The sequence below is a fragment of the Bartonella sp. AC130YNZD genome, assembly GCF_042196865.1.
Taxonomy (GTDB): Bacteria; Pseudomonadota; Alphaproteobacteria; order Rhizobiales; family Rhizobiaceae; genus Bartonella.
In genome coordinates, this window is sequence record NZ_JBHIQZ010000005.1 from 64049 (window position 1) to 88726 (window position 24678).

The 24678-nt window shown below is 37.3% G+C and carries 20 protein-coding genes; 8 read left to right on the plus strand and 12 right to left on the minus strand.

Going from position 1 to position 24678, the window contains the following annotated elements; genetic code table 11:
• Positions 1 to 49: 49 nt before the first annotated feature.
• A complete protein-coding gene (argJ, locus tag ACFINU_RS03345; RefSeq protein WP_375618052.1) occupies positions 50 to 1282 on the minus strand; it encodes a bifunctional glutamate N-acetyltransferase/amino-acid acetyltransferase ArgJ in 1233 nt (410 codons plus the stop codon).
• Positions 1283 to 1413: 131 nt separating this feature from the next.
• Positions 1414 to 2367, minus strand: coding sequence for a peptidylprolyl isomerase (locus ACFINU_RS03350; protein WP_375618053.1), 954 nt, complete (start codon positions 2365 to 2367; stop codon positions 1414 to 1416).
• 434 nt (positions 2368 to 2801) lie between these two features.
• Here ACFINU_RS03350 and secA point away from each other — a divergent pair, with 434 nt between their 5' ends.
• From secA to prmC, 4 genes are all read left to right on the plus strand, one after another.
• Positions 2802 to 5519: a preprotein translocase subunit SecA gene (gene secA, locus ACFINU_RS03355; RefSeq protein WP_375618054.1), complete on the plus strand. Its 2718-nt coding sequence runs from the start codon at positions 2802 to 2804 to the stop codon at positions 5517 to 5519.
• A complete protein-coding gene (locus ACFINU_RS03360) occupies positions 5458 to 5949 on the plus strand; it encodes a Fur family transcriptional regulator (protein WP_375618055.1) in 492 nt (163 codons plus the stop codon). The genes secA and ACFINU_RS03360 overlap by 62 nt, the downstream gene beginning before the upstream one ends.
• A 221-nt stretch (positions 5950 to 6170) precedes the next feature.
• Positions 6171 to 7247, plus strand: coding sequence for a peptide chain release factor 1 (gene prfA, locus ACFINU_RS03365; protein ID WP_375618056.1), 1077 nt, complete (start codon positions 6171 to 6173; stop codon positions 7245 to 7247).
• Positions 7244 to 8110 carry a peptide chain release factor N(5)-glutamine methyltransferase gene (prmC, locus tag ACFINU_RS03370; RefSeq protein ID WP_375618057.1) on the plus strand — a complete coding sequence of 289 codons (867 nt, stop codon included), beginning with the start codon at positions 7244 to 7246 and terminating at the stop codon, positions 8108 to 8110. Before prfA ends, prmC begins: the two co-directional genes overlap by 4 nt.
• Here the strand turns inward: prmC and nrdF are convergent.
• Genes nrdF through nrdH form a run of 4 tightly spaced genes read right to left on the minus strand, consistent with a single transcriptional unit; the run spans position 8107 to position 11847 of the window.
• A complete protein-coding gene (nrdF, locus tag ACFINU_RS03375; RefSeq protein WP_273722534.1) occupies positions 8107 to 9081 on the minus strand; it encodes a class 1b ribonucleoside-diphosphate reductase subunit beta in 975 nt (324 codons plus the stop codon). The genes prmC and nrdF overlap by 4 nt on opposite strands.
• An 11-nt stretch (positions 9082 to 9092) precedes the next feature.
• Positions 9093 to 11243, minus strand: coding sequence for a class 1b ribonucleoside-diphosphate reductase subunit alpha (gene nrdE, locus ACFINU_RS03380; protein WP_375618058.1), 2151 nt, complete (start codon positions 11241 to 11243; stop codon positions 9093 to 9095).
• Complete coding sequence (gene nrdI / locus ACFINU_RS03385; protein WP_375618059.1) at positions 11225 to 11623, minus strand: class Ib ribonucleoside-diphosphate reductase assembly flavoprotein NrdI; 399 nt, start codon at positions 11621 to 11623, stop codon at positions 11225 to 11227. Before nrdI ends, nrdE begins: the two co-directional genes overlap by 19 nt.
• Positions 11623 to 11847, minus strand: coding sequence for a glutaredoxin-like protein NrdH (gene nrdH, locus ACFINU_RS03390; RefSeq protein ID WP_005774163.1), 225 nt, complete (start codon positions 11845 to 11847; stop codon positions 11623 to 11625). Before nrdH ends, nrdI begins: the two co-directional genes overlap by 1 nt.
• Before the next feature lie 680 nt (positions 11848 to 12527).
• On the opposite strand from nrdH, the gene ACFINU_RS03395 reads away from it, so the two are divergent.
• From ACFINU_RS03395 to ACFINU_RS03410, 4 genes are all read left to right on the plus strand, one after another.
• On the plus strand, positions 12528 to 13277 hold the full coding sequence (locus ACFINU_RS03395; protein WP_375618060.1) for an ABC transporter ATP-binding protein: 750 nt from the start codon (positions 12528 to 12530) through the stop codon (positions 13275 to 13277).
• A gap of 9 nt (positions 13278 to 13286) precedes the next feature.
• Positions 13287 to 14156: a metal ABC transporter permease gene (locus ACFINU_RS03400; protein ID WP_375618061.1), complete on the plus strand. Its 870-nt coding sequence runs from the start codon at positions 13287 to 13289 to the stop codon at positions 14154 to 14156.
• A gap of 10 nt (positions 14157 to 14166) precedes the next feature.
• Entirely contained in the window at positions 14167 to 15084 is a 918-nt protein-coding gene (locus ACFINU_RS03405) for a metal ABC transporter solute-binding protein, Zn/Mn family (protein WP_375618062.1), read from the plus strand.
• A 370-nt stretch (positions 15085 to 15454) separates the two neighbouring features.
• Positions 15455 to 15634 carry a DUF4102 domain-containing protein gene (locus ACFINU_RS03410; RefSeq protein WP_375618063.1) on the plus strand — a complete coding sequence of 60 codons (180 nt, stop codon included), beginning with the start codon at positions 15455 to 15457 and terminating at the stop codon, positions 15632 to 15634.
• Positions 15635 to 16994: 1360 nt separating this feature from the next.
• Here the strand turns inward: ACFINU_RS03410 and ACFINU_RS03415 are convergent.
• The 6 genes from ACFINU_RS03415 to guaA form a co-directional block, all read right to left on the minus strand.
• Positions 16995 to 18041, minus strand: a complete 1047-nt coding sequence (locus ACFINU_RS03415; RefSeq protein WP_375618064.1) for a sn-glycerol-3-phosphate import ATP-binding protein UgpC — start codon at positions 18039 to 18041, stop codon at positions 16995 to 16997.
• Between the two features lie 2 nt (positions 18042 to 18043).
• A complete protein-coding gene (gene ugpE, locus ACFINU_RS03420) occupies positions 18044 to 18895 on the minus strand; it encodes a sn-glycerol-3-phosphate ABC transporter permease UgpE (protein ID WP_375618065.1) in 852 nt (283 codons plus the stop codon).
• A 10-nt stretch (positions 18896 to 18905) separates the two neighbouring features.
• Positions 18906 to 19790: a sn-glycerol-3-phosphate ABC transporter permease UgpA gene (ugpA, locus tag ACFINU_RS03425; RefSeq protein ID WP_375618066.1), complete on the minus strand. Its 885-nt coding sequence runs from the start codon at positions 19788 to 19790 to the stop codon at positions 18906 to 18908.
• A 95-nt stretch (positions 19791 to 19885) separates the two neighbouring features.
• Positions 19886 to 21220 (minus strand): sn-glycerol-3-phosphate ABC transporter substrate-binding protein UgpB, encoded by a 1335-nt coding sequence (gene ugpB, locus ACFINU_RS03430; protein ID WP_375618067.1) that lies wholly within the window; start codon positions 21218 to 21220, stop codon positions 19886 to 19888.
• Between the two features lie 950 nt (positions 21221 to 22170).
• On the minus strand, positions 22171 to 22893 hold the full coding sequence (locus ACFINU_RS03435) for a glycerophosphodiester phosphodiesterase (protein WP_375618068.1): 723 nt from the start codon (positions 22891 to 22893) through the stop codon (positions 22171 to 22173).
• 169 nt (positions 22894 to 23062) lie between these two features.
• Positions 23063 to 24619 (minus strand): glutamine-hydrolyzing GMP synthase, encoded by a 1557-nt coding sequence (gene guaA / locus ACFINU_RS03440; protein ID WP_375618095.1) that lies wholly within the window; start codon positions 24617 to 24619, stop codon positions 23063 to 23065.
• Positions 24620 to 24678: the final 59 nt, after the last annotated feature.

Here is a 24678-nt window from a genome sequence, read left to right on the forward strand (position 1 = left end):
CCCCATTTGCTCTGAAAAATAATAAACTGTTAAATATAAAGTGCATCCATTAACTTCTGTAATCGCTATTGATCATAACGTACTCTTTTGTTAAATCGCAAGACCAAACCGTCGCCGTGCTCTTACCCAAACCGATATCAACACGAATCGTGATGTGCTTACCTTGCATATAAGTACCTATTGTCTCTTCACAATACTCAGGATCTCGTACGCCATTCACAGCCACACGATGCTCACCAAACCAAATCGTCAATAGATCACGATCGACTTCAACACCGGCCTTCCCAACTGCCATAACGACCCGCCCCCAATTCGCATCTTCACCGGCAATAGCCGTTTTTACGAGCGGTGAATTTGCAATTGATAAAGCAATAGTTTTAGCTGCATTATTTGTTGTAGCACCCACCACATTAACCTCAATTAAATGACGAGCACCTTCACCATCACAAACAACTTGTAGTGCAAGTTCATGAAGAAGTGCACTCAATTGTTTCATAAAAACCCCATAACGCGGATCAGATTTACTTGTAAGACATGGAAAATGTTCTTTCCCTGTCGCAAACAACATAAGCGTATCTGAAGTTGAGGTATCGCTATCAACAGTAATTGAATTGAAAGAACCCTCAACTGCCTCTGATAACATGGATTGGAGTGCATCCGAAGAAATGGTAGCATCACTAACCACAAATGACAGCATTGTCGCCATATCGGGTGCAATCATACCAGCGCCTTTTGCAATTCCATTAATGGTAACACGCTCTCCCCCACAGTCAAAAGTGCGCGTTGCAAGTTTTGGAAATGTGTCCGTTGTCATTATGGCTTTTGCAGCTTCCAACCAATTTCCCTCTTCTGCTATCTTTGTCATACTTGGTAAAAGATTGACAATACCCGCTGCATCCATTGGCTCACCAATAACGCCCGTAGAAGCTATAAAAATTTCATCTTCTCTAACCTTTAAAGCGTTCGCTGCTGCACAAATAATTGCATTGGCTGTGTGCTTTCCTTTGCTTCCTGTAAAAGCATTTGCATTTCCAGAATTCACAACAACACCCCTCGCAACCCCATGAGGAAGCGATGCACGACAATGCTCTACAGGGGCAGATGGACATTTTGAACGAGTAAAAACACCGGCCACACTCACTGGCTTATCAAATATGATGAAAAGAAGATCTGTACGATCTTTATATTTAATCCCAGCTTTAGCTGTTGCTATCCGTACACCAGATAATGGAGAAAGCTCCTGGATCTTTTGAGGCGACAAAGGAGAAATTTTCAAAACCACAATATGCTTTCTATAAAAACAAATAAAACGATTGCGGATCAATAACCTCTCATAGAAAACTGCTAGGCTTTTTGAACAAAACTAACCTAGCAAATTATCTATTAAAGAGGCTATCCACCTATTTTTCCTAGCTATTCCGTATCTTCTTCATCAGATGTTTCATCGGGAAGCAGCGTCCCATTTTGATGAAGCGATTCCATGATTTTTGTAACATTAGGATCAGGGTATTTCACATCTATCTTGCTACGTAAATCAACAATTAGTTCTTGATAGCGCTTTTTTATCAGCTGTGTCCGCAACACCTCTTTAACATCATCAAATGCAGGCGGTTGTTTTACACGACGATCTTCTAATTTAATAATATGCCAACCAAAAGGACTTTCAACAGGCTGTTTAGTGTATTCGCCAACTTTCAAACCAAATGCAGCATCTTCAAAAGGCTTGACCATTTGACCATGGCTAAAATAACCAAGATCACCCCCAACGGCAGCAGAACCATCTGTTGAACTTTTCTTTGCAATCTCTTCAAAATTTTCGCCTTTATTTAAATGCTTAATGATAGCTTCTGCTTCTTTTCTCGTTTTGACCAAAATATGACGCGCTTTAACCTCATCCTCTTTAGGTAAAGCAGCAACTTCTTGCTTATAAAGAGCTTCCAAATCAGTATCCGATATTTTGTCAACAATCGCCTGTTTAAAATAAAGCTGTTGAAGAACATTGTCACGCATGACTGCCATACGTTTATCGTAAGCTTCTGTCTTATCAAGACCTTTGTTTCTTGCTGCTTTTGCAAGTGCCTGCATATCTAAATAAGCTTTTAGAACCATCATACGACGTTGTTCATCAGGAAAACGTGCTAAATTAGGATTTATTTCAAGTGCTAAATCATCCAATTGGCCTGCTGTAATATTTTTCCCATCAATAACCGCCATAATATGAGAAGGAGAAACGGCTTTTTCAGAAGCTTTCTCCAAAGTCTTTAAATCATTCGACGATGAATTCAAACCTTCTTGGGCCCTCACCCCTAAACTTGTACTTGCCAATAAAGTTGATGCTAAAAAAAGCGTGATAAAGTTAAATTTCATAAATATACTCCTTAAAAATGAAGGCAGGTTCAAGATTCCAATTTTCTTTAACATAACACTTTAATCTTTAAACATAGAGAAATAAATTAGTAATTTATTTTAAAAAAGTATAAAATTATCCTTTTATCTCAGTTTCTCCAATCCTATCTAATGCAGATGAAAAGCATGATAATAGAGAAAAATGACATATTGTATCTTAAATTACTTTGTATTGTATCAGTTAAATAGCATACTTAAAGTTGACATAAAGCGCTTAGCCTCTTATCTCTACTTTACAATTAGAGTGAAAAATTGCACACCAGCAAGTATAATGGTACCATCTGCATTTCATGATGTCTCCAATGATATCAGACAACCTGAAGGAAATGTAGAGTATGGGGAGAGCATATGAATTACCCAACAAGATTGACAACAATTAAAAGAAAGGGCCAGAGATGGTCAGTTTAGGTGTTTTTGCCCGTAAGTTTTTTGGTTCAGCTCATGAGCGACATCTCAAAGCACTCCGCCAAAAAGTTGCACAAATTAATGCTTTGGAAGAACAATTCGTAAAATTAAGTGATGAGCAGCTTTGCCAAAAAACAGATGCCTTTCGTAAACGTCTTAGTGAAGGTGAAAGTGTTGATTTGCTCTTACCAGAAGCTTTCGCGACTGTTCGTGAAGCCGCAAAACGTGTTTATGACATGCGTCCTTTTGACGTGCAACTTATTGGTGGAATGGTCCTTCACGACTGTGGCATAGCTGAAATGCGTACTGGTGAAGGTAAAACATTAATGGCAACTCTACCAATTTATCTCAATGCATTGGAAGGTAAAGGCGTTCATGTTGTGACAGTAAACGATTATCTCGCCAGTCGTGATGCTGAAACAATGGGGAAAATTTTTAATTTTCTAGGGCTTACAACAGGAGTGATTCTTCATGATCTTGATAGTGATGCCCGCCGAGAGGCCTATGCATGCGACATTACCTATGCCACAAATAATGAACTAGGTTTTGATTATTTGCGTGATAATATGGCCTTCGATCATAGTCAAATGGTCCAACGTGGACATCATTACGCAATTGTTGATGAAGTTGATTCGATTCTTATTGATGAAGCCCGTACCCCCCTTATTATTTCTGGTCCTCTAGAAGATCGTACTGACTTCTATAACCTTATTGATACATTTATTCCTGCCTTAACTCCAGAAGACTATGAAATAGACGAAAAACAAAAAACAACGACCTTTACCGAAGTTGGTACTGAAAAAATTGAAAAAATGCTCGAACAAGCTGGGCATCTTAAAGGTGAGAGTCTTTATGACATAGAAAATGTCGCTATCGTTCATCATGTCAATAATGCTCTAAAAGCTCATAAACTGTTTGCTCGTGATAAAGATTACATTGTTCGCAATGATGAAATCGTTATTATTGACGAATTTACAGGGCGAATGATGCCTGGGCGGCGTTATTCTGAAGGACTTCATCAAGCGTTAGAAGCTAAAGAGCATGTTGCTATTCAACCAGAAAACCAGACACTTGCTTCCATCACTTTCCAAAATTACTTCCGTATGTATAGAAAATTATCTGGCATGACTGGAACTGCAACAACAGAAGCCGAAGAATTCAGAAATATTTATGGTCTTGACGTTGTCGAAGTCCCTACAAATTTGCCAATACAACGTATTGATGAAGATGATGAGATTTATCGAACAGCAGAAGAGAAATATCGGGCAATTGTGCGTGATATCCGTCAAGCACACGAAAAAGAACAGCCTATTCTTGTTGGAACAACCTCTATTGAAAAGTCAGAACAATTGGCAGAGCGTTTGCGAAAAGAAGGCATTACCGATTTTAGAGTCTTAAATGCTCGCTATCACGAACAAGAAGCATATATCATTGCGCAAGCAGGAGTTCCTAGAGCTCTCACCATTGCAACCAACATGGCAGGACGCGGTACGGATATACAGCTTGGTGGTAATGTTGAAATGCGCATCCGACAAGAGTTACAGGATATCCCCGAAGGTCCAGAGCGGACAGCTAAAATTGAAGAAATAAAAAAAGATGTTCAGAAGCTTAAAGAAAAAGCTTTAGCAGCTGGAGGGCTTTACGTTATCGCTACTGAACGTCATGAAAGCCGTCGTATTGATAACCAGCTTCGTGGACGTTCTGGTCGCCAAGGCGATCCTGGTCGCTCAAAATTCTTTCTCTCTCTTCAAGATGATCTTATGCGTATCTTTGGCTCTAACCGTATGGATAGTATGCTGCAAAAACTTGGATTGAAAGAAAATGAAGCTATTATCCATCCATGGATTAATAAAGCCCTTGAAAAAGCGCAAAAAAAGGTCGAAGCACGAAACTTTGAAATTCGTAAAAATCTGCTAAAATATGATGATGTCATGAATGATCAACGCAAGGTTATTTTTGAACAGCGTATGGAGGTCATGAACGCAGATGATTTATCAGAAATGATCCTTGAAATGCGCAATGAAGTCGTAGAGGATCTCGTAGAGTCCTATATTCCATCAGGGACATATTCTGAAAAATGGGATGCAAAAACTCTCGAAGAAGAGCTTCAACAACTCTTTAATCTTGAGCTTCCAGTGGAAGAATGGGCAAAAGAAGATGGAATTGCCGAGGAGCAAATTCTAGAGCGTGTATCAGATGCTGTTACAAAACTTGCAAATGAGCGTACTGAACGATATTCTCCAGAAGTTATGGCTTATTTTCACAAAGCAGTATTGCTCGAAACTATTGACACGTTATGGCGTGAACATCTGGTGAGTTTAGACCATTTGCGTTCTGTTGTTGGGTTTCGTGGTTATGCGCAGCGGGATCCGCTCAATGAATATAAGACAGAATCATTTGAACTCTTTCAAAGTATGTTGAGAAATTTGCGCCGAATTGTCACTTCTAAGCTTATGCGCTTTGAAATCATTCAACACCCCACAGAACCGACCATGCCTGAGCAAACTGATGCTGTTTCTTCTGTCTTTAATGATCAAAGTCAAGAAAATGCTCCCACCTTATGGGCACGATCACAAGAAAATAGATTTGTTAATCCACAAGATCGTGACCCTAACGATATAACCACATGGGGAAAAGTTGGACGTAATGAGCGTTGTCCTTGCGGTTCAGAAAAAAAATACAAACACTGTCATGGAGCCTTTGTTTGAAAAGCAAATTATGCAAATGAATAAAAAGCGAAATTATGAGCAAGAATTGCGCACAGCTGGTTTAAGAGTAACACGTCAACGACGAGTTATTCTTGATATTTTGACTGATACAAATGATCATCCTAATGCATTTGAAATTTTTCAGCGTGCAAACAAAATAGATTCGAATATTTCACTCTCAACTGTTTATCGAACCATGAAAATATTAGAAGGAAATGGAACAATTCATCGCCATAGCTTTAGTGGTGGTCCATCTCGTTTTGAGCAAGCAGATGGGCAACATCATGATCATCTCATTGATATAGAAACAGGACAAGTTATCGAGTTTCATTCTGATGTTATTGAAAAGCTGCAAGAGGAAATTGCAAAATCCCTTGGCTATGATATTATTCATCACCGCCTTGAACTTTACGGAAAAAAAAACTCTTAAAAAAGTAATCATATATCATTAGATAAAATACCTCAGGCAAATCAAATTTTATAAAAATTTACCTTTAAAATATAATAGTTTTCATTGGCAAAAAAAAGAATTGCTTTATTACCCCTCTTTGTATGATGCTATACGGTAATTCATTGCCAATATTATAACAAAAAATCATTGCAACAAAATATTATAAAAATTGTATTATGAAAAATTAGGCCAATATTATCATGGTTTCTTTGCCACAAGATCGTATGAGACAGCTTGAAAAACGCTTTGAAATAATTGAAAGCCAAATGACGACGAATCCAAATGCTGAAACATATGTCAAATTAGCTTCTGAATATGCAGAACTACAACCCGTTATTACCTCTATACGCGCATTAAATGCTCTTTACGAAGAGATTACAGAATTAGAAACGATTATCAACGATAAACAAACAGATATAGAGATGCGTAATCTTGCTCAAGAAGAGCTACCATCGTTATATAAAAAAGTGGAGCAATTTGAAAAAGAACTCCAAATTCTGTTATTGCCTAAAGATGTTGCTGATGAAAAAAACGCTATTGTTGAAATTCGAGCAGGAACGGGTGGCTCAGAAGCAGCACTTTTTTCCGGTGATCTTTTCCGCATGTATGAACGTTATGCCCATGCTCACCATTGGAAAGTAGAAGTTATTTCACTTAGTGAGGGGGAAGTTGGCGGATATAAAGAGATTATTGCTACCATTTCAGGAAAAGGTGTCTTTTCTAAATTGAAATATGAATCGGGGGTTCATCGTGTGCAACGCATCCCTGAAACAGAGACAGGTGGGCGTATCCATACATCTGCTGCTACCGTTGCTGTGCTTCCAGAAGCTGAAGATATTGATATTGATATTCGTCCTGAAGATATTCGTATCGACACAATGCGTGCATCCGGAGCAGGAGGACAGCATGTTAATACAACGGATTCAGCTGTTCGTATCACGCATATTCCAACAGGAATTATGGTCGTACAAGCAGAAAAATCACAACATCAGAACCGAGCACGAGCCCTTCAAATTTTACGGGCACGCTTATTCGATATCGAACGACAAAAAGCGGAAAGTGAACGTTCAGCTTCTCGTAAAAGCCAAGTTGGTTCTGGTGATCGCTCAGAACGTATTCGTACCTATAATTTTCCACAAGGACGTGTCACGGATCACCGTATTAATTTAACCTTGTATAAGCTTGATCGCATTCTAGAGGGAGATCTTGATGAGCTTCTTCATGCACTCATCTCAGATCATCAAACAACACTGCTAATGGAAATGGATAATAATTGAGCAAATATTCTTTCAAGAATGTTATCCAACAAATGCAAGAAAAATTGCGCACGAAAGGGATTGCTGAAGCCGATCTCGATGCGAAAATACTCGTTGAATGGATAACAGGAATAAATGCTGCTGAAAGAATTTCTAAACCAGATATGCATCTATCTTCTGAGCATATTATACAAATAGAACAGGCTTTACAACGGCGTATTGCAGGCGAACCCGTTTACCGTATTATAGGAGCACGAGAATTTTATGGTATATCTTTTACATTGTCTCAAGAGACGTTAGAACCTCGTCCTGATACAGAAACGCTGATAGATCTTGTTCTCCCTTTTCTCCAAAAACAGGTCGAAAATTCGAGAAGAACAACATTCCTTGATATGGGAACAGGAAGTGGCGCCATTGCTATTGCACTCCTTAAACAAATTCCCCAATCCTATGCGGTGGCAGTCGATATTTCTGAAGATGCCCTTAAAACAGCGAAAAAAAATGCAAAAAATGCTGAAGTAGCACACCGCTTCACACCTCTTCTTAGCGACTGGTTTGATTCTGTCACAGATCGCTTTGATTTTATTGTTTCCAATCCACCTTATATTCCCGCAAAAGATATCAAAAAACTTGCAAAAGAAGTGCGCTTACATGACCCATTGCGCGCTCTGATAGGAGGGGAAGATGGACTTGATTTTTATCGAAAACTCGCCCATGAAGCAGCCAATTACTTAAAAGAAAACGGCTATGTCGCTGTTGAAATTGGTTTCTCTCAAGAAAATGAAGCCTGCAATTTGTTTGAAAAAAATGGTTTTCAATGTTTAGAAGTGCGCAAAGATCTAAGTGGAATACCCCGCGCACTTCTATTTGCATGCAAACATTAAAATTCCCAATCATCATCCGTAGTAGCAACAGCCTTGCCAATGACATAAGAAGAACCTGCTCCTGAAAAAAAGTCATGATTTTCGTCAGAGTTTGGTGATAAAGCTGCCAAAATAGCGGGATTAACACGACAAACCTCAGGGGGGAAAAGAGCTTCAAAACCTAAATTCATTAAAGCCTTGTTAGCATTATAATGAAGAAAAATTTTAACATCTTCTGTCAATCCAAGCGCATCATAAAGATCTTCAGTATATTTGCACTCGATGTTATAAAGATCAAAGAGCAGGTTAAAAGCAAAATCTTTAATTTCTTGTCTTTTGGCTTCATCAAGCTTTGCAAAGCCCAACTGGAATTTATAACCTATATAATAACCATGGACTGCTTCATCACGAATGATTAGTCGAATGAGGTCTGCTGTATTGGTCAACTTAGCGCGACTGGCCCAATACATAGGCAAATAAAAACCAGAATAAAATAAAAAGCTTTCCAGCAAAGTCGAAGCAATTTTTTTCTTAAGTGGATCATTTGCTTCATAACGCTCAAGTACTAATCTAGCCTTTTTCTGCAAATGAATATTTTCTTCTGACCATCTAAACGCATCATCAACTTCTACCGTCGAACAAAGGGTTGAAAAAATAGAGGAATAAGAACGTGCATGAACAGCTTCCATAAAAGCAATATTCGTCAAAACTGCCTCCTCATGCTCTGTTATCGCATCAGCCAGAAGCGAAATGGCTCCTACAGTGTTTTGAATTGTATCGAGAAGCGTTAGTCCTGTAAAAACACGAATCGTTAGCTTGCGTTCTTCATCCGTTAAGCTTGACCATGAAGGAATGTCATTGGAAAGTGGAACCTTCTCAGGTAACCAAAAATTCCCAGTTAAGCGGTTCCATACTTCAAGATCTTTCTCATCATGTAATCTATTCCAATTAACAGCGCACACAACAGGATTTTTGGTTGTAATCTTTGTCATATGATGATCTCCTATAAACTGCACGAAACACAGCCATCAACTTCTGTTCCACTTAATGCTACTTGCCGTAATCGTACATAGTAAATACTCTTGATACCCTTTTTCCAAGCATAAATTTGTGCGCGGTTAATATCACGTGTCGTCGCTGTATCAGGAAAAAATAATGTTAATGAAAGACCTTGATCAACATGCTGTGTTGCAGCAGCATAGGTATCTATAATTTTTTCAGGACCAATCTCATAAGCATCTTGGTAAAAATTCAAATTCGTATTATCCATATAAGGAGCAGGATAATAAACGCGCCCAATTTTTCCCTCTTTGCGAATTTCAATTTTTGAAGCAATTGGATGAATGGAAGAAGTGGCATGATTAATATAGGAAATAGATCCCGTAGGTGGAACTGCCTGCAAATTGCGGTTATAAAGCCCATACTCAATAACTAATTTTTTGAGTTCCTGCCAATCCTTTTGATCTGGAATAACAATATTATTCCGTGCAAAAAGCTCTTGCACAAGTGGAAATTGCGGTTTCCATTCTTTTTCAATATATTTTTCAAAAAAACGTCCATCTGCATAAGCTGATTTTTCAAACCCTGCAAACATTTCTTGACGTTCGTGCGCAATTAAATTGGAAGCCCGTATGGCGTGATATGTCACAATATAAAAATAGATATTGGTAAAATCAATCGCTTCTGGAGACCCATAATAGATCTGCTCACGCGCTAGAAACCCATGCAAATTCATTTGTCCCAAACCAATCGCATGACTTTCAGCATTGCCTTTCGCAATGGAAGGCACACAAGCAATATTGCTCATATCCGAAACAGCAGTCAGAGCACGAACAGCAGATTCCACGGTCTGTCCAAAATCAGGACTTTCCATTGCTTTGGCAATATTCATGGATCCAAGATTACAGGATATATCACTTCCAATCGTGCGATAAGTTAAATCTGTCTCCAGTTCACTCGCCTCACTCACCTGCAAAATTTCTGAACATAAATTGCTCATACTTATGCGCCCAGCTATCGGATTCGATCGATTAGCAGTATCCTCAAATAAAATATAGGGATAACCCGACTCGAATTGAATTTCCGCTAATGTCTGGAAAAAAACGCGTGCACTTATTTTCTTTTTACGAATCTTTGCATTATCAACAAAAGAACGATAATGCTCCGTTAAAGAAATATCGCTAAAGGGCTTACCTGTCACACGCTCGATGTCATACGATGAGAAGAGATACATATCCTCATTATTCCGTGCAAGCTCAAAAGTAATATCAGGAATAACGACACCAAGCGAAAGCGTTTTGATTCTAACTTTTTCATCAGCATTTTCACGCTTTGTATCCAAAAACTTCATAATATCTAAATGATGAGCATGCAAATAAACAGCTCCAGCCCCCTGTCGTGCCCCAAGCTGATTGGCGTAAGAAAAAGAATCTTCCAAGAGTTTCATCACCGGTAAAACACCTGAGGACTGATTTTCTATTTGCTTAATTGGTGCCCCAGCTTCCCGCAAATTCGTTAAACAAAGCGCTACACCTCCACCACGTTTTGAAAGCTGCAAAGCCGAATTAACCGAACGACCTATCGATTCCATATTATCTTCAACACGTAGCAAAAAACACGAAACCAATTCACCTCGTTGTTTTTTCCCAGCATTTAAAAATGTCGGTGTTGCCGGTTGAAAACGTCCTGTAATAATTTCATCCACAAAACTTTCAGCAAGAGCTTTATTCCCTTGTGCCAAATATAAAGCTACAAGACAGACGCGATCTTCATAACGTTCAAGATAACGTTTCCCATCAAAAGTCTTCAGTGTATAGCTGGTATAATACTTAAATGCGCCTAAAAAGGTAGGAAAACGAAACTTAAATGCATAAGCACGTTTAAAAAGCTTTTTAATAAAAGAAAAATCATAAAGCTCAAATAAAGCTTTTTCATAATAACCTTCTTCTATTAAGTAATCTATTTTTTCCTTCAGGTTATGAAAAAAAACTGTATTTTGATTAACATGCTGAAGAAAATATTGCCGCGCAGCAAGCCGATCCATATCAAATTGAATATGACCATTTTCATCATAAAGATTAAGCATTGCATTCAACGCATGATAATCAGTAATCTGATCCGATTTCTGCGATTGTCCTATGCTAATTGTTTCCAAAATCTTTCCAATCCCTTTTTTACATAAATAACGTCTTCATCAGTTCCACGCAGCTCAAAACGATAAAGGCAAGGTACACAACATTTTTCAGCAATAATTTTACTTGCTAAATTATAATAGCGACCAAAATTACGATTCCCACCGCCAATAACACCACAAATTAATTTTCGGTTCTCAGCTTCATTAAGAAACTGGACAACGGCTTTCGGCACGGCCCCTCTTCCTTCACCATCTGCATATGTAGGAACAACCAATACATAAGGTTCACCAACCAATGCAGAAGGCTTTCTTTTATCAATTTTGAAGAGTCGTTGACCAAGCTGCGAGACAAAATGTTCTGTATTACCCGTTGCACTCGAATAATAAACAATAAGCCCCATTAAGCACAAAGACCACTAATCATATCTGGTCTAAAACCAGACCAATGATTTTCACCACAAACAACGACAGGAACCTGACGATACCCCAGAGATTGAACAAAACTGTATGCTTGTTCATCACAGGAAATATCAACAACACGATAATGAATGCCTTTTGCATCAAAAGCGCGGCGTGTAGCATCACATTGGACACAAGATGGTTTGCTATAAATAGTGATCGACATTTTCTTCAACTTTCACAATTCCAAACAATCAACCCTGAAAGGTCAATCTAATAATTTTATAGGTACTCAAGAATAACAAAAAACAGAAATTGTACGCAAAACATGTGATTATTTTCAAATAATACACAGCTTCCTGAACATAACAGAATTCCTCATCAAATAACTTCAAAAACTATGATGAGAATAAGCGATTATTCTACAACTTAAATGGCAAAGCCCCCTAGTTATAAAACAATCTTTTGCTTGCATTACAATTCCCTCCTGCTGTCTAAAAAACTAATGTTCTAAACTACCGTTTTTCAAGAGCTCTGTTTGCTCTTTTACGGCAAAAATCAATTACAAAAACGAAAGGAAATCCTTCCAAAAGAGACCCTTCAGTAAAAATACTGCTATACCTTTGGCCAATAAACTCTTTACAATAATGGAAATAACTTAGATACCAAACGAAACACACTAACACCCTCTCTTGTGCTTATTTAGAATCACCAATCATTTTGATACTATATATAGTATATACTCTCTCTCTTTCGTCAAGGTGAATTCAATTATTATTTTTAATTTTCCACGATCTTCCCACTAAAATTTTCAGTACTCAAAACTATGTAATAATATAACATTTTGTTGACAAACGTTATATTATTACATAGTTTCCAAAATAATAAGCAACGATGGTAAAAAATATGGATCTGCACTTCAATAAGACAACTTTAGGCTATAGGAATAGAATAGCAATAAAGAACTTTTCAGCAAAATTAAAAGCTGGTTCATTGGTTGCAATAACAGGTGATAATGGCGCTGGAAAATCGACACTGCTAAAAGCTATCGCCGGATTGATTAAACCTCTTAAAGGAAAAATTACAAAACCAAAAAAAAGCCGCATTGCTTATCTTGCTCAGCAATGTAATATAGATCAAACATTTCCAATTGATGTGAAAACGCTTGTAAAAACAGGATTGTGGTCTTTTTGTGGATTATGGAAGAATCAGCGCCCTTATGATTCTAAGATTCAAAATGCTCTTAAAATGGTTGGGCTTACAGAACTCGCACCCCGTTCGCTTGAAACATTATCAGGCGGGCAATTGCAACGCGCTCTTTTTGCACGTATCATTATACAAGATGCCAATATTATTTTACTTGATGAACCTTTCAATGGTGTAGATCATAATACCCAAAAAGACCTTCTTGCACTGATCACATACTGGCAACAGCAAGGACGCACAATTCTCACAGCACTCCATAATCCTCTCATCGTGCAAGAATTTTTCCCCCAAATGATTCAAATTGATCAACAAAACGCCTTTTATGGAGAAACAACACAGTTTTTAAACAACACCATTCATCACGTTATGCCACCTCTCACATCCAATTCTTTCCCTATTAGCGCACAAAAACAAAATCTTCCCATCAATGATCCTCTCTTTCTTACTTAGGTATAAGACGTGTATGCATTTTTTCTTGCCCCCTTTGTTGATTTCCAATTTATGCAAAACGCCCTTATCGGTTCTATTTTTCTGTCTATTAGCGCTTGTCCTGTTGGTGTGTTTTTGATGCTCCGTGGAATGAGCTTGACAGGAGATGCTATTTCTCATGCCATTCTTCCTGGTGTTGCAACTGCTTTTCTGATTTGTGGTTTTTCCCTCATATCTATGACACTTGGTGGCATCTTCGCTGGTCTTATTGTTGCTTTAGCAACCATTTTGATTTCACGAAACAGCTTTCAGAAAGAAGATGCATCCATGACCGTCTTTTATCTTATTGCACTCGCGGCAGGTGTTATTATTATCTCACTGAAAGACTCAACAATTGAGCTGCTTCATCTCTTATTCGGATCGGTTCTTGCACTTGATGCACAAGCCCTTTGGTTAATCGCTACTATAATGCTGATTACACTATGCAGCCTTTGTATTTTTTGGCGTGCACTCGTTTTAGAAAGCTTTGACCCCCTCTTTTTTAAATCACTCTCTCCATTGAGTAAATATATTCATATTTCATTGCTTGGACTTGTGGTGTTGAATCTGGTTGGAGGCTTTCAATCACTAGGAACATTACTTTCCGTTGGTATTATGATGATTCCAGCCATTACAGCCCGTTTTTGGTTTTCACGGCTAGTCCCTATTTGCGCGCTTTCCACTCTTTTTGGAATCATTTCTAGCGTATGTGGTCTCCTGCTTTCTTTTCATCTTTCACTTCCCTCCGGCCCTGCTATCATCATTGCCGCAGGATTTATTTATCTCGTTTCCTGTTTGATAAGTCCACGTGGCTTTATTGTAACATGGTTTCCCCACCTCTTTTATACCTCCTCACTTTAAGGAAAAAAATGTGCCTAAGTTTGCTCAAAAATTTGTTCTTCTTGGAGCCTTATTGCTTGCCCTTTCTCCATTTTCTGCTTCTGCATACAATAAAATCAAAGTTGTTGCGAGCTTTTCTATTCTCGCAGATCTCGTAAAAAATGTAGGAGACCACCATATCTCTATGACTACTTTTGTAGGTCCAAATGCGAATACCCACACTTATGAACCTACCCCCCATGATGCTCAAGCGCTTAGAAATGCTCAAATTATTTTCATCAACGGGCTTCATTTAGAAGGATTCATTGATCGCCTCATTACAGCAAGCGGTACAAAAGCACTTCTTGTCGAAGTTAGCGCTAACATTCCCTCTCTCAAAATGAAAAATCAAGAACATAATGCCCATCACCACCATAGCGTTATTGATCCACACGCTTGGCAAACAATTCCCAATGCCAAAATTTATGTGAAAAATATCGCTGCTGCTTTTTGTAAAATCGATCCACAATCCTGCACCAGCTACAAAAAAAATGCCGAAACCTACATCCAAAAACTTAAAATAGCACAAGATACCCTGAAAACAAAAATTGCTACCATTCCTAAAGATAAACGTATCATTATCACATCTCATGATGCCTTTGGCTATTTTGCCAAGGAATATGGTTTTACTATCCTTGCCCCTCAAAGTGCTTCAACAGAAACTGAAGCAACCGCAGCCGATGTTGCTAAACTTATAAAACAAATTAAAGCGAATAAAGCAACTGCCCTATTCGTTGAAAATATCTCTAATCCCCGTCTCATAAAACAGATTGCAAAAGAAACAGGTTTAACAATTGGTGGAACACTTTATTCTGATGCATTGTCAAACAAAAATGGCCCTGCTGCAACTTATCTCGATATGATGGAACATAATGTGAATACCATCATTGACGCTATCACAAAACATTAAAATCTTCTATAAAAGAGATAAAAAAGAGTTCATAAAATCGTAGGTCTATGATTATGTTACTAATGATGCTCCAACAGCTATAATTGATAACATTGATATGAAATAAAGTTACTTTTACAGAGAAATTTATACTCTATAGATTCTAAGATAGATAAAGTAAGTGGATTTATTGCCTCATGGTGCCCAAACTGTCAGCAATAGCATTCTATTTTTCAATGCTTCTTTTACAATAACTCTCGACACTTGAAACGCTTCATAAGAAGAATTTGGTGTCTTTTTCTTAAAGTATTTTTATCTATCCAACTTCATTTATAACATGCAAGTAGAATTAGTGTATGAATACAAACCACTTGAAGAAAAAATGCCTCTTATGAAGAGTCTCAACACAATAATTGTTGCAATGTTGGGGACTGAAAGAGAGTATGATGATGGCCCCAGCTTGCATTTTTATAAGCATAAAGATGGCGATACACAATGGATTTTATGTTATACTACTTATAAACGACTGCGTGAACAAATAGTTGGAACAACCTTGCAAGATATTTTTTAAAAAAAGTGCGTAAATTGGCAACCCAATAGCCTTCTGTTTAGGTATTCTGTTTTGTATGAGAGATGCAATTCTATTCAAAGAACGTAAAAAAATGTGTTCGGCAATGCTTAATCGCCATTATGTAAGAGACACTGGCTCAGATGTTTTTGAAAATTGCAATACTAAATTAAAAGATGATGCTAAAGACAGAATCTATTTTTTATCTTGATGCTTTCATATTTCCCCCTAAATTAAGCTGTCTCCTCATTTAAAAAATTACACAAGCAGATAAGCTTATTCTACTCTGGCATACAAAACTGAATACAGCACTGAACCGTCTTCATATTTGTCTCAAACATACTGCTGTATAAAGTTTAGGTTGATTTATAAGCAACAAAAAAGCACGCGCTTTATAAGAAAGTAATATCATAAAACCATTAATAGACTGGCAATATATTGAAAAAAATATACCAGCTTTTATAAAATGCTTTTTAAAACAATAATATAACTGTCTTGGTCTCTGCTTATTCTTATAGGTGCTTGCATCGATCCCTTATGTTATATTCATAAAGATCTGTTTGAGGATGATCTATAGGCAATTTTTAACTCAAGAATATAGAAAAGATCGATGAGATGTTACAGATGTGTTTCATCTGCTTTTATCGTTAAAAGTAATGAAAATTCTAAAACAAGCACGCCTTCTATCTCTCAGTGATTTTTTTGCAACTTATCAGATACCCTCGCTGAGAATTGCATAGTGATTTACATGAGAAAAAATAAAGCGCGCTTAGGTTTCTCTCTAATTTATGTGATTGATAGAAAAAACAAATGCTTCTTATAGGAGCTCTGAAACCATTTTAGATCATATGGCCAGCGGTAAAATAGAACGCGCCTATTCTTGTACAGACTATTTAAAACAACGTCGTATTTTGTGGATCAAATAGACTTCTTATGTTAGGGGTCGAAGCTAAGATATGGGGCGTATCCTCCCTTATCTGTGACTCATTTTTTTCTCTATTCCTCTCATTTGCTTTTTAAAGATAAATAAATCATTATATCAAAAAACATATGATAATATATTGTTTTTTATAATAAAATTATAAATGAGTAAAAATATGGTTAATAAAGATTTATTTTATATTGATATTTTTTTATAATGAAAGTGATATTCTTCTTACAGACCGTGAAAATGCAAAATTTCTTCATATAAATGTTTTGACGTTCTCAGCGCCATGGGACAATGGATCATTACCAAAACTGTTAAAATTTTGTTTTTAATCCCATCGGTTACAACCTAAGTTTGTAAATGTAATCGAGAAAGTCAAAACACAACATTATCGTGACGCAGCATAAAAGAGAGTCGTATCACATCAAGTAATGCTTACTTATTATTTGTGCGCTTTCCTGTATTTTTATTAAAAGTATGAAAACTCTGATGAGCAACTGTGAAACTTAGTTTTTGACCATAGTCTTGTGTCAAGCGTTCTTTTATTTCAATCGTAAAGATGATACCATTCCAACGCGTTAAAACATGGCAACCTGTTCCAATAAGCTTGATAAGCTCAATTTTTGTGTGAAAGACAGGGCCTTTATCTGGATGTTCGCCCAATAAGATTATTTCAGGTCTGAATGCTAAAAGATCAGTTTCTTCGCCATAAGAAAATGAATGCCCTAAATGTTGTTCTAAGACATGGCGATCAAGAAAATTCATAGGAGGAGAACCAATAAAATCAGCAACAAATGTTGTTGCTGGAGTATCGTAAATTTCCATTGGTGTTCCAATTTGCTCGATAGCTCCTTTATTCAAAACGACTATTCTATCAGCTAATGTCATAGCTTCTAGTTGATCATGGGTAACATAGAGGCTCGTTGTTCCTAATGAACGCTGTAGTGTTTTTATTTCAATACACATTTGCGCCCGTAATTTTGCATCAAGATTTGAAAGAGGTTCATCAAAGAGAAAAACACGGGGTTGACGTACAATCACACGCCCCATTGCAACACGCTGACGTTGTCCTCCTGATAATTGTCGTGGTTTACGATCAAGAAATGGTTCTATCTCCAAAAGCTTTGCAGCATGTGCGATACGTTTTTTAATTTCTTCTTTAGGAGTTTTACGATTTTTAAGACCATATTCTAAGTTTCCACGAACTGTCATATGGGGATAAAGGGCATAATTTTGAAAAACCATAGCGATATCACGATCAGCTGGTTCACGATCATTGATACATTCGTTATCAATGCATAATTCACCTGAAGTAACTTGTTCAAGTCCTGCTATAATACGTAATAAGGTCGATTTTCCGCACCCTGAAGGACCGACAAGAACAAGAAGTTCTTTATCGGCAACAGTTAAGTTTAAATCATCAATGACCAGAATGCCGTTGTCATACTGTTTTTTTATATTTGATAACTGGATTATGGCCACAATTACTTCTCCGTTTCAATAAGGCCTTTGATAAAAAGCCGCTGCATGAAGATAACAACAAGAACAGGGGGAACCATGGCAACAACCGATACTGCCATGAGTATATTCCATTGAGGATCATGTTGAAGTGATTCGACAATAAGCTGTTTTAAAATAATAAGGATCGTTTGATGATTTTGATCCGTTGTGATGATAAGAGGCCAGAGATATTGTATCCATCCATAAATGAACATAATGATAAATAAAGCAGCGATATTGCTTTTACTAAGAGGAAGAAGAATATCCTTAAAAAATTTAACTGGACCTGCACCATCAACACGTGCCGCCTCTAAGAGTTCATCTGGAACAGTCAAAAAAAACTGGCGAAATAAAAATGTAGCGGTTGCAGATGCAATAAGTGGAATAATCATCCCACTATAGGTGTTGACCATCCCCAATTTTGCAACAATCTCATAGGTTGGAAGAATACGAACTTCGACAGGGAGCATCAATGTAATAAAAATAAGAACAAAAGCAGTTTTTCGGAAGGGAAAGCGCATGTAAATAATTGCATAAGCAGACAAAAGTGAAATAATAATTTTTCCAATACTAATCCCAAGAGCCATAATGAATGAATTCATTAAGAGTGGCCAAAGGTTAGGCAAACCCAGCTGTGCAAGGCCATCACCAAAGATTGTTTTATAATTTTCCAGAGCATATTTCCCGGGCAAAAGAGGAAGTGTTCCTGAGTTAAATGCTGCTGAACTATGAGTTGATGCAATGATAGCAACATAAACTGGAAAGCAAATAATGATAATACCAACAATGAGAGTAATATGGGTTAGAAATTTCAAAACAGGGCGATTTTCAACCATAATTTGTTTCCTAATATTGTACACGGCGCTCAATCCAGCGAAACTGGATAAACGTTAAGACAATAACCATCAACATCAATATTGTTGATTGTGCTGCTGATGCACCGATTATTTGATTTCTAAAGCCATCGTCATATACTTTATAGACGAGGATGCTCGTTGTACGCGCTGGACCTCCAGAAGTTGTATTATCAATAATACCAAAAGTATCAAACATAACATAATTGACATTGACAATGAGAAGGAAAAACGTCGTTGGTGAAATTTGCGGGAAAACCACTGTCCAAAATCGTTTAAAGGGACCAGCACCATCAATGGCGGCTGCTTCTATTTGAGAACGCGGAACAGACTGAAGACCTGTAAGAAAAAAGAGAAAATTGTAAGAAATTTGTTTCCAAGTAGCCGCAATGACAATAAGAATCATTGCTTGAGTACCATTAATACGATAATTCCATAGCACCCCTATTTTCTCGAGAAGAAAAGGGATAATTCCGATGGTGGGATGAAAGATAAACAGCCACAATATACCTGCCAATACTGGAGCAACAGCATAGGGCCAGAGCAAAAGCATTGTATAAGCCTTTTTTGCACGGATGACACGATCAACACAGATAGCTAAGAGAAGTGATATTGTCATTGAAGCGACAGTAACTGAGATGGAAAATACTGCGGTTGTAAGAAGCGATTGCCGATAAGTAGAATCAGAAAGAACAGTTAGATAATTCTCAAAACCAATAAAGGTTGTTGTAAAGCCAAAAGGGTCTTCACGCTCAAAAGATGATTTTATTGCTTGAGCAGCAGGCCAAAAGAAAAACAAAAAAGTCACAAGAAGCTGAGGAAAAAGCAGTCCGTAAGAAAGTAGACTATTTTTAAAATATGCATGTTTTTCTTGCATTCGTAGGGCTCTTTAAATGTAGAGACTTTAAAAAGATAAACAAAAAGGACTCAACCGTTTTTGTTGAGTCTTTAATGTTTACCAATAAAACGAAATTAATGATTAGATCTTTCAAATTCACGCAAGAGTTTATTTCCACGCTCAACGGTCTCATCTAAACCATCTTTCGGCGTTTTTGAACCACTAAGAACAGCTTCCAACTCTTGATCAAGAATGGCACGAATTTGTGGTAAATTACCAAATCTTATCCCTTTTGAGTTAACTGTTGGTGGATTAAGATTAATCTGTTTTATAGCTATATCCGCACCTGGCGTTTTTTCATAGAAATGTTGTTTTTTGCTCAATTCATAAGTTGCTTTTGTAGTTGGAAGATAACCTGTTTCCTGATGCCATTTTGCTTGATTTTCTGTTTTTGAAAGAAATTTAAGAAAAGCGGCTGCCCCTGCATATTCCTTTGGAGTATGGCCCTTAAACGCCCAAATAGAAGCTCCCCCAATAACTGAATTTTGTGGTGCTCCTTCTGTATCCTTATAGTACGGTAGCATACCAACCCCCACATTAAACTGAGCTTCAGAAACAATTCCAGCATGTGATCCTGAAGATTGCATAAAAATTGCACAATTTTGTGCCATAAACATTGGTGTTGAATCTAATGCACCTGCTGGACCACCATAACGGAAAATACCTTGATCAGACCACTTTTTCAGGTCAGTCCACATACGCACTTGTAAAGGTCCATTAAATGTAAGTTCTGAATCAAGTCCTTTAAAGCCATTTTCCTTCGTTCCAAAAGGAACATTATGCAACGCTGAAAAATTTTCTATACCAATCCATTGAGCGGCATAAGCCATTGTAAAACCACAAGTTGCCGCTTTAGTCTCAAGAATCTTCTTGGAAAAGTTTTCTATATCTTGCCACGTTCTAGGAGGCTGTTCTGGATCAAGCCCTGCTTTTTTAAAGATATCTTTGTTATAATAAAGGATGGGTGTTGAAATATTAAATGGCATGGAGACGATACGTCCCTGTTCATCGGAGTAATAACCACTAATAGCAGGGAAATAATCTGTAGGATCAAATTCTTGTTTTGTATCAGCCATAAGTTGATAAAATGGGTAGATTGCGCCTTTTGCAGCCATCATAGTTCCAGTACCAACGTCATAAATTTGAGCAAGTACTGGCTGTTTTTTTCCACGAAATGCTGCAATGAGTGAAATCAATCCCTCTTCATATTCACCGCGAAATGAAGAAACAACTTTATACTCAGATTGACTTGCATTAAAATCGTTAATGAGACTTTCAGTTTGCTTTCCTAATTCACCACTCATAGAATGCCAAAAGCTGATTTTTGTCTGTGCAAAACTTTCTGTCATCCCCGCTGTGGACATTATGATAGCAACCGTGGCCGCTATGGAAAGATAAAAACGACTCATGCTTCACCCTTTCTGAAGTGATGGAATACAAACTACCCCTAAATTTATAGTATTACACATGAACATGCTATGACAGTTTTATTTCAGAAACATATTCTCTCATTTAAACAGGAACCACCTAAAGGTCAAATGAATTTGTTTAAATTTATTTATTTTCTTTTATAAGCTTTCTTATATATTCACGAAATACGCGTTTGTAACTATCTGAAAAAAGTGAGATGGCTTAAATAAGCAAAGTCACTTGGTAAAAAGATATGGATCGTAAATATCATTCAATGACTATTTTAATATCTGGATTTACTTTTTTAAAAAGAATTGTTTATTCTTTTATTATTTGTCTTATAACTTTAACACGATGTTGCTACTGAATTTAAAGAAGAGACAAACAGAATTTTTTTAAAATTAAGAAAATCATTTTGAAGCGCTTAATAGTCTCTTTCCCTGTAACAAGATCACACCCCTCACACAAAACAAAATAACACTGTATGACCAATTTCCATGCTGTTAAAAAATCTTTCAATACATCTACATTTCATGATAGAACCTGTAAAATAAGCCCTAAAGCCTCTCCATTAAAGTATATAAGACTTTTTGTATGCCATCATTTTTACACTTCATAAAAGTGCAAAACGACATCATCATATGAGACCCTAATGCTTAAATAAGCCTTGCATTTGAAATACGTTAAATGAATATTTTTATTCTTTTCTCAATCATTTTTTATCCACACACCAACCCTACTTGTAATGTTCAAACGAATGATTTTGATTGATTCATTGTAAAAATATTTGAAATAAGAGAATCTTACGTATTAAGGTCTCTTACTCACATGAGTAAAATATTAATTATCATTATAAATCAATGTATTATTGTTATATATTAGATAATTTTTCTTCTTTCATTACGCTAGCTTTATGAAGATATATAGTTCCTTTTGTGTTGATGTATTTTTACCTTTGTGCACGCAATTGCAATGCGAGATCAGGTTGATCTGTCGTAATATAATGTACAGCCATATCAAGCCAATATGATAACCGAGCTTTTCCATTAATTGTCCATACCCCTACAGTAAAACCAGCCTCAAGAGCTGATTCAATAAAGTTCTGTGAAACAATAGAACCATCTAAACTTAGATCAGAATAACCTAATTGCTTCCATTCAGAAAAATGACGGTACATATCACCTTCAAAATTATCAACACATGGACCAGATGGTATTCCTGCTTCAATAAAAGGACGAAGGATAAAAGGATCAAAACTAATTGCAGAAACCCGTTCTAATAAATTTCGGCTTTTTATTAGTGCAAGCGCTTTTTGGGATAATATTATTTCACGCTCCACTTCACCACATGTTTTGATTTCAAGATGCAATGCAACATTCGTTGGTGCTAAAAGATCAAGCACTTCTTCTAATAAGGGAGGTGCTTCTTGGCTTCCTTTTACGCAGAGTTGTTTGCGTGTTTCATTATCAATGTCGTGAATATACCCCTTTTTTCCAACCAATTGGTCTAGACGGAAGTCGTGAAAGACAACCACTTCACCGCTTTTTAGCAAATGAACGTCGCATTCAACTTCATCAACACCTAATGCTATAGCGTTATTAAATGCCGAAAGGGTATTTTCAGGATAACGATGAGCTCCTCCACGGTGTGCAACAATTTTTTTCTCAGACATGCAAAATCCCACACTTCTCAATTTTAAACGATATTGACGTACAGATTGTCAGATAAAGGCTTATATCATATGAAAATACACAATCATTTTTAAATGATTTTTTCTACACTTTTCGAATATCAAACCCTCAGTCATATTTTATTCTTAAAAGACTTATCCTTCATTTTAATTATTCCCATTCAATAGTACTAGGAGGCTTTGAGGTTACATCATATACAACACGATTAATCCCTCTAACTTCGTTAATAATACGTGCTGCTGTCTTACTTAAAAACGCCATATCATAAGGATAAAAATCAGCAGTCATTCCATCTACAGATGTGACGGCGCGAAGAGCACAAACAAATTCATAAGTGCGACCATCCCCCATCACGCCAACAGTTTGAACAGGAAGAAGAACAGCAAAAGCTTGCCAAATTTCGTCATAAAGACCAGCTTTATGGATTTCCTCAAGGTAGATAGCATCTGCTTCACGTAAAATTTCTAATTTTTCACGGGTCACAGTACCTGGACAGCGAATTGCAAGACCGGGACCTGGAAAAGGATGGCGACCAATAAACTGCTCCGGTAGCCCTAACTCTCGCCCTAGCAAGCGAACCTCATCCTTAAAGAGCTCACGCAACGGTTCTACAAGTTTCATATTCATCTGTTCTGGTAGCCCCCCCACATTATGATGGCTTTTAATGGTTACCGTTTCACCAATAGCAGACACACTCTCAATAACATCTGGATAAAGTGTTCCTTGTGCTAAAAACTCTGCACCTCCTATTTTTTTAGTTTCTTCTTCGAAAACTTCAATAAAAAGGCGACCAATCGTTTTGCGCTTTTTTTCTGGATCTGTCTCACCTTCTAAAGCATTAAGAAATATATCGGCAGCATTAACGTGAATAAGCTCTATATTATAATGATCACGAAAAAGCGTGAGAACTTCTTCAGCTTCATTCTTGCGCATCAGCCCATGGTCTACCAAAATGCATGTCAGTTGATCTCCTATGGCTTCATGAAGGAGTACCGCTACAACAGATGAATCCACTCCCCCTGAAAGACCACAAATCACACGACTTTTCCCAACTTTTTGTCGTATCGTAGCAATTGCCTGCTCACGATAAGAAGCCATTGACCAATTGCCTTTAATAGCAGAGATCTTATGAACAAAATTTTGCAAAAGTTTTGTACCATCCGGTGTATGGATAACTTCAGGATGAAACTGTACCGCATAAAAATATCTTTTCTCATCAGCAATAGCCGCATAGGGAGCTCCTTTTGAGGTTCCTATGACACGAAAACCTTCTGGTAAAGCTGCCACACGGTCACCATGGCTCATCCATACTTGATAACGAGAACCTTTTTCCCACACTCCATTAAAAAGGGCACTCTCTTCTTGAACTTCCAAAAAAGCACGCCCAAATTCACGCTCATGTCCAGCTTCAACCTTTCCTCCAAGCTGAACACACATGACTTGTTCACCATAGCAAATACCCAAAATCGGAACACCCGCCTCAAAAATTTCCATTGGAGCACGCGGAGAGCCCTCATCAATAACGGAATAAGGACTCCCTGATAAAATAATAGCTTTAGGATCTATGCGGCGCACAGCTTCTAAAGCCAATTGAAAAGGAGTAATTTCACAATACACTCCCATTGCTCGTACCCGTCGTGCAATAAGTTGTGTAACTTGTGAACCAAAGTCAATAATAAGAACAGTGTCTGGATGTGATATGCTCATAGAAAACCAATCAACAATTGTAAAAGAAAACTCATGAGAGTTATGATTCAATCTTTCTC

Excerpts from the sequence above, each read along its gene's own strand:
- ACFINU_RS03350 (WP_375618053.1), bottom strand. The coding sequence starts at position 2,367 with ATGAAATTTAACTTTATCACGCTTTTTTTAGCATCAACTTTATTGGCA.
- secA (WP_375618054.1), top strand. The coding sequence starts at position 2,802 with ATGGTCAGTTTAGGTGTTTTTGCCCGTAAGTTTTTTGGTTCAGCTCAT.
- ACFINU_RS03360 (WP_375618055.1), top strand. The coding sequence starts at position 5,458 with ATGAGCGTTGTCCTTGCGGTTCAGAAAAAAAATACAAACACTGTCATG.
- prfA (WP_375618056.1), top strand. The coding sequence starts at position 6,171 with ATGGTTTCTTTGCCACAAGATCGTATGAGACAGCTTGAAAAACGCTTT.
- nrdF (WP_273722534.1), bottom strand. The coding sequence starts at position 9,081 with ATGACAAAGATTACAACCAAAAATCCTGTTGTGTGCGCTGTTAATTGG.
- nrdI (WP_375618059.1), bottom strand. The coding sequence starts at position 11,623 with ATGGGGCTTATTGTTTATTATTCGAGTGCAACGGGTAATACAGAACAT.
- nrdH (WP_005774163.1), bottom strand. The coding sequence starts at position 11,847 with ATGTCGATCACTATTTATAGCAAACCATCTTGTGTCCAATGTGATGCT.
- ACFINU_RS03395 (WP_375618060.1), top strand. The coding sequence starts at position 12,528 with ATGGATCTGCACTTCAATAAGACAACTTTAGGCTATAGGAATAGAATA.
- ACFINU_RS03410 (WP_375618063.1), top strand. The coding sequence starts at position 15,455 with ATGAAGAGTCTCAACACAATAATTGTTGCAATGTTGGGGACTGAAAGA.
- ugpE (WP_375618065.1), bottom strand. The coding sequence starts at position 18,895 with ATGGTTGAAAATCGCCCTGTTTTGAAATTTCTAACCCATATTACTCTC.
- ugpA (WP_375618066.1), bottom strand. The coding sequence starts at position 19,790 with ATGCAAGAAAAACATGCATATTTTAAAAATAGTCTACTTTCTTACGGA.
- ugpB (WP_375618067.1), bottom strand. The coding sequence starts at position 21,220 with ATGAGTCGTTTTTATCTTTCCATAGCGGCCACGGTTGCTATCATAATG.
- ACFINU_RS03435 (WP_375618068.1), bottom strand. The coding sequence starts at position 22,893 with ATGTCTGAGAAAAAAATTGTTGCACACCGTGGAGGAGCTCATCGTTAT.
- guaA (WP_375618095.1), bottom strand. The coding sequence starts at position 24,619 with ATGAGCATATCACATCCAGACACTGTTCTTATTATTGACTTTGGTTCA.